At 68.9% G+C, this 15,147-nt stretch carries 10 protein-coding genes; 6 read left to right on the forward strand and 4 right to left on the reverse strand.

Going from position 1 to position 15,147, the window contains the following annotated elements:
• Positions 1-34: 34 nt before the first annotated feature.
• Both MNY62_RS13090 and MNY62_RS13095 read left to right on the forward strand, forming a co-directional pair.
• The gene (locus tag MNY62_RS13090) at positions 35-3,313 is read left to right on the forward strand and encodes an efflux RND transporter permease subunit (RefSeq protein WP_242344622.1); all 3,279 of its coding nucleotides are present in this window, start codon (positions 35-37) and stop codon (positions 3,311-3,313) included.
• An 89-nt stretch (positions 3,314-3,402) separates the two neighbouring features.
• Entirely contained in the window at positions 3,403-3,885 is a 483-nt protein-coding gene (locus MNY62_RS13095) for a hypothetical protein (protein WP_242344623.1), read from the forward strand.
• A 33-nt stretch (positions 3,886-3,918) separates the two neighbouring features.
• On the opposite strand, the gene glgP is transcribed toward MNY62_RS13095, so the two are convergent.
• From glgP to MNY62_RS13110, 3 genes are all read right to left on the reverse strand, one after another.
• Positions 3,919-5,742 (reverse strand): alpha-glucan family phosphorylase, encoded by a 1,824-nt coding sequence (gene glgP / locus MNY62_RS13100; RefSeq protein WP_242344624.1) that lies wholly within the window; start codon positions 5,740-5,742, stop codon positions 3,919-3,921.
• Positions 5,743-5,827: 85 nt separating this feature from the next.
• On the reverse strand, positions 5,828-6,139 hold the full coding sequence (locus tag MNY62_RS13105) for a DUF5666 domain-containing protein (protein ID WP_242344625.1): 312 nt from the start codon (positions 6,137-6,139) through the stop codon (positions 5,828-5,830).
• Complete coding sequence (locus MNY62_RS13110; protein ID WP_242344626.1) at positions 6,136-6,765, reverse strand: c-type cytochrome; 630 nt, start codon at positions 6,763-6,765, stop codon at positions 6,136-6,138. Before MNY62_RS13110 ends, MNY62_RS13105 begins: the two co-directional genes overlap by 4 nt.
• 684 nt (positions 6,766-7,449) lie before the next feature.
• Here MNY62_RS13110 and MNY62_RS13115 point away from each other — a divergent pair.
• From MNY62_RS13115 to MNY62_RS13130, 4 genes are all read left to right on the forward strand, one after another.
• The gene (locus MNY62_RS13115) at positions 7,450-8,859 is read left to right on the forward strand and encodes an efflux RND transporter periplasmic adaptor subunit (protein ID WP_242344627.1); all 1,410 of its coding nucleotides are present in this window, start codon (positions 7,450-7,452) and stop codon (positions 8,857-8,859) included.
• A gap of 59 nt (positions 8,860-8,918) precedes the next feature.
• Entirely contained in the window at positions 8,919-12,059 is a 3,141-nt protein-coding gene (locus tag MNY62_RS13120; RefSeq protein WP_242344628.1) for an efflux RND transporter permease subunit, read from the forward strand.
• 233 nt (positions 12,060-12,292) lie between these two features.
• The gene (locus tag MNY62_RS13125; protein WP_242344629.1) at positions 12,293-12,532 is read left to right on the forward strand and encodes a hypothetical protein; all 240 of its coding nucleotides are present in this window, start codon (positions 12,293-12,295) and stop codon (positions 12,530-12,532) included.
• A gap of 104 nt (positions 12,533-12,636) precedes the next feature.
• Complete coding sequence (locus MNY62_RS13130) at positions 12,637-14,421, forward strand: hypothetical protein (RefSeq protein ID WP_242344630.1); 1,785 nt, start codon at positions 12,637-12,639, stop codon at positions 14,419-14,421.
• 56 nt (positions 14,422-14,477) lie between these two features.
• Here the strand turns inward: MNY62_RS13130 and MNY62_RS13135 are convergent, their stop codons facing one another.
• Positions 14,478-14,867, reverse strand: a complete 390-nt coding sequence (locus MNY62_RS13135) for a hypothetical protein (protein ID WP_242344631.1) — start codon at positions 14,865-14,867, stop codon at positions 14,478-14,480.
• Positions 14,868-15,147 lie beyond the last annotated feature (280 nt).

The raw sequence follows: 15,147 nt of genomic DNA on the forward strand, positions 1-15,147 counted from the left end.
GAACCCGCACGCAGGCCACGGACGGTAAGGCACCATGATCAAGGCCATCATCCGCTTCTCTGCGGAGAACAAGTACCTCGTCATCGCGGCGACAATCGTCGCGCTCCTCGGGTCGGCCTGGGCGATGAAGAACATCGCGCTCGACGCCCTGCCCGACATGTCCGACACGCAGGTGATCGTCTACTCGCGCTGGGACCGCAGCCCGGACATCATCGAGGACCAGGTCAGCTATCCCATCATCACGGCGCTCCTCGGCGCGCCGAAGGTGAAGGCGATCCGCGGCTTCTCGGACTTCGGGTTCAGCTACGTCTACGTCATCTTCGAGGACGGGACGGACCTGTACTGGGCCCGGACTCGCGTCCTCGAGTACCTGTCGAAGATCACCTCCCAGCTCCCGCCGGACGTGAAGGTGGAGCTCGGGCCCGACGCGTCGAGCGTCGGCTGGGTCTACCAGTACGCGCTGGTGGACAGGACCGGGCAGCACTCCTCCGACGAGCTGCGCTCGTTCCAGGACTGGAACCTGCGCTACGCGGTCCAGAGCGTGCCCGGCGTCGCGGAGGTCGCGACCGTGGGCGGCCAGGTCCGCCAGTACCAGATCACGGTGAACCCGAACGCCCTCGCCGCCTACAAGCTGCCCCTCGACGCGGTGATCAACGCCGTCCGCAAGGGCAACAACGACGTGGGGGGACGCCTCGTCGAGTTCAGCGGCCGCGAGTACATGGTCCGCGGCCGCGGCTACGTGAAGAGCATCGAGGATCTCGAGAAGCTCGTGCTGCGTTCCGAGGGAGGCACCCCGGTGCTCGTGAAGGACGTCGCCACGGTCGCGCTCGGCCCGGAGATGCGGCGCGGCGTGGCCGACCTCGACGGCGAGGGTGACGTCGTGGGCGGGATCGTCGTGATGCGGGCGGGCGAGAACGCGCTCAACGTCATCCACCGAATCGAGGCGAAGCTCGAGGAGGTGAAGCCCTCTCTCCCGAAGGGCGTCGAGGTCGTCACGACCTACGACCGCGCGGAGCTCATCGACCACGCCATCGAGACGGTGAAGGGGAAGCTCGTCGAGGAGATCATCGTCGTCTCGATCATCATCCTCGTCTTCCTCTGGCACGTCCCCTCCGCGATCATCCCGATCGTCACGATCCCGGTGTCGGTCGCGCTCGCCTTCATCCCCATGTACGCCATGGGTCTGAACGCGAACCTCATGTCGCTCTCCGGCATCGCCATCTCGATCGGCGTCCTCGTGGACGGGGCGATCGTCGAGGTGGAGAACGCCTACAACAAGATTCACCACTGGATAAAAGACGGGAAGAAGGGGGACTTCCACCAGGTCCGCCTCGAGGCGCTCCTCGAGGTGGGTCCGGGCGTCTTCTTCTCGCTGCTCGTGATCGCCGTCGCGTTCATGCCGGTGTTCACGCTGGTGGACCAGGAGGGCAGGCTCTTCCGCCCGCTCGCCTACTCGAAGAACCTCGCCATGGCCATCGCGGCGTTCCTCGCGATCACGCTCGATCCGGCGATGCGCATGATGTTCGCGCGGATCGACGAGTTCAAGTTCAAGCCGCGATGGCTCGCGTGGGCGGCGAACCATGCGCTCGTCGGGAAGTACTACTCGGAGGAGGCGCACCCGATCTCGAAGGCCCTCCACCGCATCTACGAGCCGCCCTGCCGGTTCGTGCTCCGCCATCCGAAGGCGACCATCGCGGCGGCCCTCGCGCTCGTCCTCACGACCATCCCCGTGTACCTCTCGCTCGGCTCCGAGTTCATGCCGCCGCTGCGCGAGGGCACGATCCTCTACATGCCCTCGGCGGTGGAGCCCGGCATGTCGGTCGCCGAGGCGCAGAAGGCGCTCCAGGTCCAGGACAAGCTCCTCAAGACCTTCCCCGAGGTGGAGCGCGTCTTCGGCAAGGCCGGCCGCGCCAACACCTCCACCGACCCGGCGCCTTTCACGATGATGGAGACCACGATCATCCTGAAACCCGAGTCGGAGTGGCGGGAGAAGCCGCGCTGGTACTCGTCGTGGGCGCCGGGGTGGGCGAAGTCCCTCCTCCGGCCCATCTGGCGCGATCGCATCAGCCAGGACGAGCTCGAGAACGAGATGAACGCGAAGCTCCAGCTTCCGGGCATCTCGAACGCCTGGACGATGCCGATCAAGGGACGCAACGACATGCTCTCGACCGGCATCCGCACGCCGGTCGGCATCAAGATCAGCGGCGCGGACCTCGCGACCATCGAGCGCGTGGCGAAGGAGACCGAGGCCATCATCCAGAAGGTCCCGGGCACGCGCAGCGCCTACGCCGAGCGGGTCGCCGGCGGCTTCTTCGTCGACTTCGTCCTGAAGCGCGAGCAGCTCGCACGCTACGGCCTCACCGTGGACGACGCGAACACGATGGTGATGACCGCCGTCGGCGGCGACAACCAGTCGACGACGGTGGAGGGCCGCGAGCGCTACGGCATCAACGTGCGCTACGCCCGCGACTACCGTGAGGACCTCTCCGCGCTCCGGCGCGTGCTCCTGCCGCTCCCGGGCGGCCAGGGCCAGATCCCGATGGAGGAGATCGCGGAGGTCGTGCTCGCGCAGGGTCCGTCCATGATCCGCGACGAGAACGGGCTCCTCGCAGGCTACGTCTACGTCGACTTCGACACCTCGGCGATCGACGTCGGGTCGTACGTCACCGAGGCGAAGAAGGCGGTCGCGTCGGAGCTCAAGCTCCCCACCGGTTACAACATGGCGTGGAGCGGCCAGTACGAGAACATGCTGCGCGTGAAGGAGCGGCTGAAGCTCATCATCCCGCTCACCCTCGTCCTCATCTTCGCGCTGCTGTACATGAACACGAAGTCGTCATTCAAGGCCGCGCTCGTGATGTCCGCGGTGCCCTTCTCCGCCATCGGAGCGGTGTGGCTCCTCTGGGCGCTCGGCTACAACGTCTCGATCGCCGTCTGGGTCGGGATGATCGCCCTCATGGGCCTCGACGCGGAGACCGGCGTCTTCATGCTCCTCTTCCTCGACCTGTCGCACGACGAGTTCAAGGCGAAGGGCCTGCTCCGGACGCGCCGGGACCTCGTCGAGGCGATCGTCCACGGCGCGGTGAAGCGCGTGCGGCCGAAGGCGATGACGGTCTTCGCCGCGATGATCGGCCTCTTGCCGATCATGTGGTCCGTAGGCACCGGCGCCGACCTCATGAAGCGCATCGCCGCGCCCATGATCGGCGGGCTCGTGACGTCGTTCCTGATGGAGCTGCTCGTCTACCCGGCCGTGTACTTCCTGTGGAAGAAGAAGGAAGTGAGCGACGAGGACACGATCACGGCGATGGCAGCCTGAGACCTCGCAGGACCGGGCGCGGGTGCCCGGGTGCCGCACTCGGCTCAGGTGAGCCGGGTGCGGCGTGGTTCTCGTGAGGAGGGACGAACTTGAGCGAGCTGACATCGCCAGCCGGGAGCCTCGCGGTCGCGATCTCGGCCCTGCTCCTCGTCATCGGGTTCCGCCTCGCGCGCCCGGTTCGCACGCGCGAGTGGCTCGCCTTCGCAGCCTATGCGGGCGCGCTGGTGGTGCAGACGCTCGGGTCGCTCGGCCTCCTCGCAAGGCCCGCCAGCGCTCCCGACATGCGCCTGCGCATCGCCGGTGCGGGTTTCCTCGTCGCCGGGATCCTGCTCGCCGGGGCCCCGTCGCGTGCCCGGAGGCGCGCCGCGATGGGTGTTCCGCCCGCGCGAGCGCCCGGCGCGCGGCGCGTGGATCCGGTGTACGCGGGGCTCGCGGTCATCCTCGTCGGACAGCTCCTGCGCGGGCCCTCTCGCGCCGCGGCCGTCGCCGTCGGCCTCGCGGTGCTCTTGGCCGGCTGGGCCGCGCTGACGCCGGGGCGGGACGGGGGCCCGCGCGAGGCGAGCACTCGCTGAGCCCCGGGGCGACTCGTCGTCCTCTGCTTCCATTCACAGGAGGTATGCGCTCGTCGCGTACTCGAGGACCATGCGCTGGGAGTTGAAGAACGAGGCATTGAGGGCGATCGTGGATCTCATGATGGCGGCCCACCGTTCCGCCTGGTTCTGGAACACGTCCAGGACGATCGGCAGCTTCGCGTACAGGTCCGCTGCATCGTCCGCGTCCGAACCGAACTCCGTGTCGCCGCGTCCAACGGACCACCCGGTGACGCCCTCGATGTGACCCTCGAGCCACCATCCGTCCAGCACGGAGAGGCTCGGCACGCCGTTGTGCGCCGCCTTCATCCCGGACGTCCCCGACGCCTCGAGCGGACGCTGCGGCGTGTTGAGCCAGACGTCAACGCCGGCCACGAGCAGCTTCGCCAGGTCGAGCCCGTAATCCGGAAGGTAGACGACCGGGATCTCGTCGCCGAGCTCGCGTGCGAAGCGCGAGACGCGGCGTATCAGCTCCTTCCCCCCGCTGTCCTTCGGGTGTGCCTTTCCGGCGAAGACGAGCTGAAGAGGCCCGAGCCGTCTGATCGACCGCAGCCGCGGCACGTCCGAGAAGATCAGATCCGCGCGCTTGTACGACGCCGCGCGGCGAGCGAACCCGATCGTCAGCGCTTCCGGCGCGAGCTCCCGACCCGTCAGCCGCTTCACCTCGTCGAGGAGCGCACGCTTGGCTTGCGCGTGTGCGCGCCGCAGCTCGTCCCCGGGGATGCGCATCGCCTGGCGCAGCAGCGCGGGGTCCTCCCGCCACCCGGGCACGTGTCGATCGAACAGCGCGCGCAATGGGACGCTCGTCCACGTGACCGAGTGCACGCCGTTCGTGACGCTGGAGATCGCGTACTCCGGGAACATGCCGCTCGACACCTCGCGGTGCTTGCGCGCGACGCCATTCACGTACCCGGCCAGGCTCAGCGCGAGCTGGGTCGTGTTCAGCTCGTGCGTTCCCGAGAGCATCCGCAGGAGGTCCCTGGGAACGGGCTCACCGAGCACCCGCTGTACGAGCTCGTGATCGAACCGATCGTGTCCGGCAGGAACCGGGGTGTGGGTCGTGAAGACGATGCGTTCCCGGACGTCGTCGAACCCCATCTTCGCGTCTCCCATCCTGAACAGTTCCAGCGCGGCGAGGCTGGCGTGTCCTTCGTTGAGATGGAACTTGCGGATCGAGTGATGGCCGAGGCTCTCGAGCATCCGCACTCCGCCGATGCCGAGCACGATCTCCTGCGCCAGGCGGTACCGCTCGTCCCCGCCATAGAGGCTGTCCGTCAGGCGTCGGTCGGGATCCGAGTTCTCCGCGACATCCGTATCGAGGAGCAGGAGCGGTACGAGGCCACGGGCGCCCGGGACGTCGTACTGCCAGGCGCGGATCTGGACTGTCCTGTCCTCGATGGAGACGTGAGCGCGCGCGGAGAGCGGCCGAAGACAGCGTTCCGGGTCCCATGTCTCCTCGCGCTCCACCTGCCCGCCGTCCCCATCGAGCGCCTGCGAGAAGTAGCCTTTGCGATGCAGGAGCGTGATCCCGATCACGGGCAGGCCGAGATCGGCGCACGACCTCAGCGTGTCGCCGGCGAGCACGCCCAGTCCCCCGCTGTAGATCGGCATTCGTGGGTCGACTGCGACCTCCATCGAGAGATAGGCGATCCGAGGAGGCCGCGTGCCCTCGGCCGCGCGGGCCTGCGCAGCGGCGGCGTATGCGGATGGATTCCAGCGGAACGCGTCGAGGCAGTAGTCGGAGCAGAACGAGTACCGTGCTCCTTCGAACTCGAGGGCACGACTCGTCGCCGGATTCACCGACATCCCGCAGACGGGATCCCTGGCACGCGGGAGCATGTTCCACCTCCTCGTCCAGCTTAGCGCTGCAGAACAACGACGGACGAGACGTGCGCCAGGGAAGGGGCGAAGAAGAGGTCGCGCGCTACCTCGGAGCCTTCGCGGTCCCGAGCTTCACGGTGATCGCGCGGAGGCGCTCGCCATCGCGCGTTCCCTGGACGACGGCGCGCTGCCCCGCCTGGACGTCCTCGCGCCGGGCAGGCTTCTCACCCTGGAAGAAGCGCGTCTCGGGCGTGACGGTGAACGCGACCGAGTGTCCGTCGGTCGTCTTCACCACGAGCTGTTCGGCCGTAACGCTCTGGACGACCCCCATCGCCCGACCGTGCTCCTCGTGGGCCGCGGCCGGAGAGGTGGCGAGCAGCGGCACCAGGGCCATCAGGGTTCTCACGAAGCTCATCTTCGCTCCTTCGGATGCGAGTGTGATCCGGCGCCGGGCGAGCGCTCCGCGGGGTCTTCGCCGCGCAGGAACGCGTCCTCCTCCCGCAGTGCGCGCCACTCCTCGGGTGACCTGGGGTTGAGCGCCTCCATCTGCGCTTTCTCCTCGGCGGTGAGCTTCGGGAGATGGCGGATGAAATGCACGAGGTGCCAGGTGCCCTCCGCGCTCCCGGCTGCGCTCCACGCCGGCATGCCCGTGAACCGCACCCCGTTCTCGATGACGTAGAAGAGCTCCCCGTCCGTGAGCCCCTGCGTCGCGCCGGCGCGCAAATCAGGTGCCCGCGGATAGAAGCTCTGGCCGATCCTGGTCTGGCCGCTGCCGTCGTTCGCATGACAGGTCGCGCAGTGGTCCGCGAAGTGCGCGAGGCCCGCCGCGAGCACGCGCGGGCTCGACGGGATCGGGTTCGTCGCCTCGCGGGCCTCCCTGGGGATCGCCCAGCGCCGGAGCGCGCGCGCGACGCGCGCCTCCACGGCGGAGGGCTCCCTGCGCGCCGAGATGCCTCCGCGCCGCACGAGGATCACGCCGAGCCCGACGAGGACCACGATCGCCAGCCCGAACCCTCCCGCGACCCAGCCCCCGCGTCTCATCGACCCTCCTACGCAGCTCCGACGCCCGCTGACGGCGTCCTGAGCTTCTGCCTCTCGGCTCCGTGGATGTCGGCCACGCGCGGGCGGAGCCGGGCAAGCCTCTGCTAACGTCCGGTGGGTCGGCGCGCACGAAGAGTTCCTTTGCCGAGCACGAGCGGCCACGTACGAGGTGGAGCGGGCTCACCGGGCTAGGAGCTCGGGATGACCGCGATCCTGATCGGCGTCCGGGATGGTTCACGATCCGTCGCGCACCACCCCACAACCGCGGTCGCCTGACGTCGAAAGGCCGCGAGGGTATCGGATCCGCGGACCAGGCTCGATGCGCCGGGCTCCGGAGGTCGGGTCGTGCCCGGCGCGTGATCTCCCCCGGGCGATGACGAGCCGGGCAGACGAGCGGGCGTCGTGCGCTTCGTGCGCGTTAGGTCGTGTCACGCGCAGGGTCACGCTCGCTTCGTGACGCGGCGCGGCCGCTCACGACTCGCCGCTCCTGATTACCCACCAGACCAGCATCTCCCTCGGGAACACGGCGGTAGGGTTCGACTCAGGCCGAGCCAGCTCGCATCGAACATCCGTCGGAGTCCGTCCGGCACGATTGCCGGCCCGACGTCCAGCATCCGGCATGCATCATCAGCGGCCAGAGCGGGTCACCTCGCGCCTGCGGCCGCGGACCGAGCAGAGGCCCACATGAAGCGGAGCGCCTTTCTCTACGCCGTCGTCGCGGTCGTGAGCGCTGCCGCGGGGCTCGGCCTGGGCGCGCTCGTGCTTCGCCGCCCGGCTGGCGCGCCGATGACCTCGGCCTCGGGCGAGCGCAAGGCCCTCTACTACCGGGATCCGATGAACCCATCCCGCACGTCGCCCGTCCCGCGGAAGGACGAGATGGGGATGGATTACGTGCCGGTCTACGAGGGCGGCGACGGTGCGGGAGCCGCGGCGCCGGGCGGCGTGTACGTCGATCCGCGCATGGCCCAGAACTCCGGCGTGCGCGTCGAGGAGGTGCGGGTCCGACGGATGAGCAAGGTGATCCGCACGGTCGGCCAGGTCACCTACGACGAACGGCGGCTCCAGAACGTCAACGCGAAGGTGATGGGTTGGATCGATCGGCTCTACGTCGACTTCACCGGCAAGCCGGTGCGCCGCGGCGACCCGCTCATGGCCATCTACAGCCCCACCCTGTTCTCGACGCAGCAGGACTATCTCCTCGCCATCCGCAACCGAAGCGCGCTCGCGCGCGACACCCCGCTTCGCGCGGAGGCGGACGCGCTCGTCGATGCCGCCCGGCAGCGGCTGCTCTACTTCGACATCCCGGAGAGCGACATCGGGAAGCTCGAGCGCCGCGGTGCCCCCACGAAGACGCTCACGGTCCGCTCGCCCGTGGACGGGTACGTGGTGGAGAAGTCGGTCGTGCAGGGTGCGCAGGTCACGCCCGGCATGCCGCTCCTCAAGATCGCGGATCTCTCGAGCGTCTGGGTGCTCGCCGACATCTACGAGTACGAGCTGCCCTGGGTCGCCACGGGCCAGCAGGCGACGATGGAGCTCCCGTACGCGCCGGGCACGACACTCGAGGGGCGCGTCGCCTACGTGTACCCGTACCTCGCCGGCGAGACGCGCACCGTGAAGGTGCGGATCGAGGTGCGCAACCCTGGCGGTCGGATCCAGCTCAAGCCCGACATGTACGCGACGGTGACCATCCGATCGCCCATCGTGCGGGAAACCGTGGCGGTCCCGGAGCAGGCGGTCATCCGGACCGGCGAGCGCAGCGTCGGCATCGTCGCGCTCGGCGGCGGGTGGTTCGAGCCGCGCGACCTGAAGCTCGGCGTCACGGCGGACGGCTACGCCGAGGTGCTCGCTGGCCTCGAGGCAGGCGAGCAGCTCGTCACCTCCTCCCAGTTCCTCATCGACTCGGAGAGCAACCTCCGGAGTGCCGTGGCGGGGATGGGCGCGCACGAAGGGATGCAGGGCGCCGGCGGAAGCACGTCGCCACGAACCGACTCCGCTCCTGCGGCGGGGCGAGGCGGAGCTCACGCCGGCCACGAGGTCGAGGGGCGAAAGCCGCCCGATCGCTCGGCAGAGCACGACGCGCACGAGGGGAAGTAGCCGCGAGCACCCTGCTCTGAGTTCTCAGCAGCGGCGGCACGCGAGACGAGGTGGCGGTCATGCTGGAGAAGATCATCGAGGGATCCGTCCGGAACAGGTTCCTCGTCCTCCTCGTCACGGCGTTCCTCGCGGGCTGGGGAGCGTACTCTCTCGTCAACACGCCGGTGGACGCGCTGCCGGATCTCTCGGACGTGCAGGTGATCGTCTACACGGAGTATCCGGGGCAATCGCCGCGCATCGTCGAGGACCAGGTCACCTACCCGCTCACCACCGCGATGGTGTCGGTCCCGGGGTCGAAGGTGGTGCGAGGCTACTCGTTCTTCGGGTACTCGCTCGTCTACGTCATCTTCGAGGACGGGACGGACCTGTACTGGGCGCGGAGCCGCGTCCTCGAGTACCTCAACTACGGGCAGAAGCGGCTGCCTGCCGGGATCGTACCCACGCTCGGCCCCGATGCGACCGGCGTCGGCTGGGTCTTCGAGTACACCGTCACGTCGGACCGGCGCTCGCTCCAGGAGCTGCGTTCGTACCAGGACTGGTATCTCCGGTACGGCCTCGCCTCGGTCCCCGGCGTCGCCGAGGTCGCGAGCATCGGCGGCTTCGTGAAGCAGTACCAGGTCACCGTCGATCCCACGAAGCTCCTCGCCTATCGCGTCCCGATCGACAGGGTCGAGGGCGCGATCCGCCGATCGAACAGCGACGTGGGCGGCGAGGTCGTCGAGCTCTCCGAGAAGGAGTTCATGGTCCGCGGCCTCGGCTACATCAAGAGCGTCGAGGACGTGAAGGCGATCCCGGTGATGGTGAACCCGAAGACCGGCACGCCCGTCCACGTCCGCGACGTCGCCGACGTGGCGCTCGGGCCCGTCATGCGTCGCGGACTGACGGAGGCGAACGGTGAAGGAGAGGTCGTCACCGGCATCGTGGTGATGCGCTACGGCCAGAACGCGCTCCGGGTCATCGACGGGGTCAAGCGGAAGCTCGAGGAGCTGAGGCAGGGATTGCCGGCCGACGTGAAGATCACGCCGGCCTACGACCGCTCCGGCCTCATCGAGCGGTCCATCGAGACCCTGCGCAGCAAGCTCGTCGAGGAGTCCATCATCGTCGCGCTCGTGAGCATCGTGTTCCTGCTCCACCTGCGGAGCGCGCTCGTCGCCATCTTCACGCTGCCCACCGCCATCCTGATCGCCTTTGCGGTGATGCGCATGCAGGGCATCAACGCGAACGTCATGTCGCTCGGCGGGATCGCCATCGCCATCGGCGCCATGGTGGACGCGGCGATCATCATGATCGAGAACGCCCACAAGCACCTCGAACACGAGGCGGCGAAGCCGCCCGGTGAGCGGCGCGATCACTGGCAGGTGATCCTGGACGCCTCGAAGGAGGTCGGGCCGTCGCTGTTCTACTCCCTGCTCGTCATCACGGTGTCCTTCATCCCGGTGTTCACGCTCGAGGCGCAGGAGGGGCGGCTCTTCGGCCCGCTCGCGTTCACCAAGACGTACTCGATGGCGGCCGCGGCCGTGCTGTCGTTGACGGTGGTGCCGATCCTCATGGGCTACTGGATCCGCGGGCGGATCCTTCCCGAGGAGCGCAACCCCATCAATCGCTTCCTCATCCGCGCCTATCATCCGGTCGCCGCCTTCGTGCTCGCGCACAGCCGCGCCGTCATCGTGGTCGCGGTCGCGATCATCGCGGTGACGGTCATCCCGCTCTCGAGGCTCGGCTCCGAGTTCATGCCGCCCATGTACGAGGGAGACCTGCTGTACATGCCCACGACGCTGCCGGGGATCTCGATCACGAAGGCGCGGGAGGTGCTCCAGCAGACGGACCGGATCATCCGGACCTTCCCCGAGGTCCAGAACGTGCTCGGCAAGATCGGCCGTGCCGAGACGGCGACCGATCCCGCAGGGCTCGACATGATCGAGACCACGATCCAGCTGAAGCCCGAGAGCGAGTGGCGCGCGGGGATGACGCCCGAGAAGCTCGTCCAGGAGATGGACCAGGCGATCCGGTTCCCTGGGCTCACGAACGCCTGGACCATGCCGATCAAGACGCGCACCGACATGCTGAGCACGGGCATCAAGACGCCCGTCGGGATCAAGATCGGAGGGCCCGATCTCACGGTGCTCGAGTCGATCGGGAAGGAGGTCGAGGCTGTCGTGCGCGAGGTGCCGGGCACGCTCAGCGCCTTCGCCGAGCGGGCGGCGGGGGGCAACTACCTCGACTTCGACATCGATCGCCTTTCGGTCGCGCGGTACGGCCTCACCGTGGGCGACGTCCAGGACGTCATTCAGACCGCGATGGGCGGCATGACGGTGACGACCACGGTCGAGGGGCTCGAGCGCTACCCTGTGAACCTCCGGTACAGCCGCGAGCTGCGCGACGATCCCGAGGCGCTGCGGCGCGTGCTCGTTCGCACGCCCTCGGGGCAGCAGATCCCCATCGCCCAGCTCGCGGACGTCCGGATCCGGAGCGGGCCGATGGTGGTCCGCAGCGAGGGGACGCGGCCGAACGCCTGGGTGTACGTGGACATCACCGGGATCGACGTCGGCACCTACGTGAAGAGCGCGATGCGCGCCGTCGCCGACCGCGTGAAGCTCCCGCCGGGCTACACGCTCAGCTGGAGCGGGCAGTACGAGTACATGCAGCGCGCCGAACGAAGGCTCCTGCTCGTCATCCCGCTGACCATCTTCATCATCTTCATCATCATCTACCTGAACACGAAGTCGCTCACGAAGACGGCGATCGTGTTCCTCGCCGTACCGTTCTCGCTCGTGGGGGCCATCTGGCTCCTCTACCTCGCGGGCTACAACCTCAGCATCGCCGTCTGGGTGGGGATGATCGCGCTCGCCGGCCTCGACGCGGAGACGGGCGTGGTGATGCTCCTCTACCTCGACGTCGCCTACCAGGAGTGGCGCTCGAAGGGACGCATGCGCGGCCTCGACGACCTCCGAGAGGCGATCGACCACGGCGCCGTCAAGCGCGTCCGCCCGAAGGTCATGACGGCTGCGACGATCATCGCGGGGCTCCTCCCGATCCTGTGGAGCAGCGGGGCGGGAGCTGACGTCATGAAGCGCATCGCCGCGCCGATGGTGGGCGGCGTGGTCACCTCCGTGCTGATGGAGCTGCTCGTCTACCCCGCCATCTATTTCCGCTGGAAGGGATGGGAGCTGCGGAGGGAGGCTCGCGCGACCGTGCCCTGACGCGGAGTGTGACCGTCTGCAAGCTCCTTCGCTGACCGTGACCGGACGGATCACAGAGTGACGAGCCGGGACGGGCCGGCAGGTGGCGGAGCCTGTCACTCCGGGCACTTCCGGCGCCGGAGCTCGGTCCGGCCGATGCACGAACGGCAGGCGAGCGAAGGGCTGCCTCGGCGCGAAGAGCGTTCGAGGGAGCCCGCTCGGCCGCCGCCACCACCGGCGGGAAAGGGGTTCACATGAAGCACCTCACCAGCGCCCTCGCCATCCTGTCGCTGTTCGCCGCCGCTCCGGCGCTCGCCAGCGACGTCTCGTCCGATCGCCACTTCGCCGAGACCAAGGCTGCTCAGTCCCGGAAGGGGACGACGGACGGTCATGTCGCGCCTTCGCAGGAGGTCAAGAAGGAGAGCTGTGCGCGCTGCAGCTGCGCGAAGAGCGGCGACCCACGGGCGCCCCGCAACGACACAGGCGCTCGCTAGGCCGTTACATGCGGTCGCCTGAAGCGTCGTACAGCGGCGGTCCAGGCGAGCTGAACCACTGGTACGCGCGTGGGCTCTGATCGGCATTCCCCTGAAGGAGACCCATGGATTCGAAGCTGGAAAACCTGCCTTCCTTTGAACCCCGCGTCAGCGTGTCCGTGGCGAGGCGGCGCGGCCTGCGCCCACTCGCCATGCTCGCGATCGGAGCGGGGCTCGCCCTCGCCGCGTGCGGCGGAGGTGGAGGCGGAGGCGGAGGCGGGACGACCACGCCCGCCTCGGGCGGCACCATCAGCGGAACGGTCGTGAAGGGACCGGTGAACGGCGCCTCGGTGGTCGCGTTCGCGGTGACGAACGGAACGAAGGCGGGCCAGATCGGAACCGCCACCACGGACTCGCAGGGACGGTTCACGATGACCCTCGGGGAGCACTCGGGCCCCGTGATGCTCCAGTCGACGGCGGGCGCTTACACGGACGAGGCGACCGGCGCGACGATGACGATGCGGCAGGGGGACGTGATGACCGCCGTGCTCCCCGCCCTCGACGCGGGGTCCACTGCGACGGACGTCCAGGTGACGCCGCTCACCTCGATGGCCCAGGCGCACGCGCAGAACATGGCCGGGGGTATGACGCCCGCGAACGTCACGGCAGCGAACGACGCGATCGGCGGCTACTTCTCGGTCGGTGACATCCTGCACACGATGCCCATGGATCCGCTCGCGCCGGGCGCAGGCACCGGCGCGACGCAGGACATGAAGAACTACGGCATGTCCATCGCGGCCATGTCGCAGTACGCGGCGATGATCGGGATGACCGGCTCGTCCTCGGGCATGGTGACCGTCATGATGAACGACGCGTCCGACGGCGTGATGAACGGCATGGCCGGCGCGACGCCCATCTCGATGGGAGGGATGGGCGGCATGATGGGCGGCAGCCTCGCGCCCACCGCAGGGACGGCCGGCCTCGCCGATGCGATGACGCAGTTCGTGAGCTCGGGCATGAACAGGTCCGGCGTCGCGATGCCCGACATGCAGCCGCTCGTCGACAGGCTCCGCGCCGCGGGCGGCCAGCTCTCCGGGAGCGGTACGGGAAGCACGAGTGGGATGGTCGGCGGCACGGTGTTCATGGGGACCGTCACGGACGGGACGATGAGCGCGTTCGCGATCCAGGGCGGCCAGCTCGGTCCCATGCTCGCGAGCGGCGCGGTGGACGCCACCGGTCACTTCAGCCTCTCCGTCGGCTCGTACGCGGGTCCCATGATGCTGCGCGCGAGCGGGGCGTCGTACGTGGACGAGGCGACCGGCTCCAGGATGACGATGCTCCCTCGTGACGTGCTCACGGCGGCCATCCCGTCGGTGGCCGACGGCTCGAGCGGGATCCAGGTCACGCCGCTCACGTCCATGGCTCAGGTCCGCGCGCAGGACATGGCGGGCGGCATGAACCCCGAGAACATCGCGGCCGCCAACTCCGCGATGGGCGATTACTTCTCGGCGGGGGACATCCTGCACATGCAGCCGATGGACCCCAGCGTGGCCGGCGCCGGCGCCGCCGCGGACCCGAGCAGCAGGAACTACGGGATGTCGATCGCGGCCATGTCGCAGTACGCGGAGACCATCGGGATGACGACGTCCTCCGGCATGGTGACCTTGATGATGGAGGACGCCTCGGACGGCGTCATGAACGGCATGCACGGGGGCACGCCCATCTCGATGAGCGGGATGGGCGGGATGATGATGGGCGGCAACATGCAGCCGTCGCTCGGGACGTCCGGCCTCGCGGCGGCGATGACCGCGTTCGTCGGCGACGCCGCCGTCAACAGGTCAGGCGTCACCATGGCCGACATGCAGCCGCTCATCGACAAGCTGGAGCGCTCGCAGGGCCTGATCCAGTGAACCCCACGCGGGCTGACCCGGATCTCCTCCGGGTCAGCCCGCTCGGCTTCGGCGGCTCACTCGTGCGCCGCGGGCCCCATCTCGCAAGTCCCGCTCTCCTCCATCCGCTGGGCGTGCAGCCGAACGGTGGAGCGCAGCCGCTCGACGTCGGCGGGATCCACCGGGGTGAGGAGGATGCGAGCTCCGTAGTCGAGATCCTCGACCGTCGCGCGGGACGGCGGCGGCATCGCCTCGTGCGGCATCGCCCCATGCCGCATGCCGTGCATTCCTTCCATGCCGGGGGTCGCATGGTGGCGGTTGTGCGTCTCGGCCATGGCCCGGACGCGCGTGCGGAGCTCCGGCGCCGCGTCCGGCGTCGTGGTGAACGTGAGTGACTCGCCGTCTGCCGTGTCCGCCGCGACCACGCGTGTCCCTGCCACGGACATCGGGCAGGCCGGCATCGCCATGCTGGTCATCCCGCCGGGCGCCGTGTCGGCCGCCTGTGCGGAGGCCGCGGGCGGCTGCGTGTGAGCCGCGTGTCCAGCCATGCACCCCGTCACGACGGTCAAGGCGACGCCAAGGGTACCGAACGCTCGCGTCATGCCACACCTCCGTTCCGGCACGCGAACGTACGGCGGGGTTCACCGCTCGCATCCGAGGAAAGGTGGGGCGACGCCTTCGTGATGCGTCCGGAGGCGTGACCTCCGACGCCTCGCCTGGCTGACTGCACGAGGTCCTGGCCGCTGC

Source organism: Anaeromyxobacter terrae, assembly GCF_022690685.1.
GTDB lineage: Bacteria > Myxococcota > Myxococcia > Myxococcales > Anaeromyxobacteraceae > Anaeromyxobacter > Anaeromyxobacter terrae.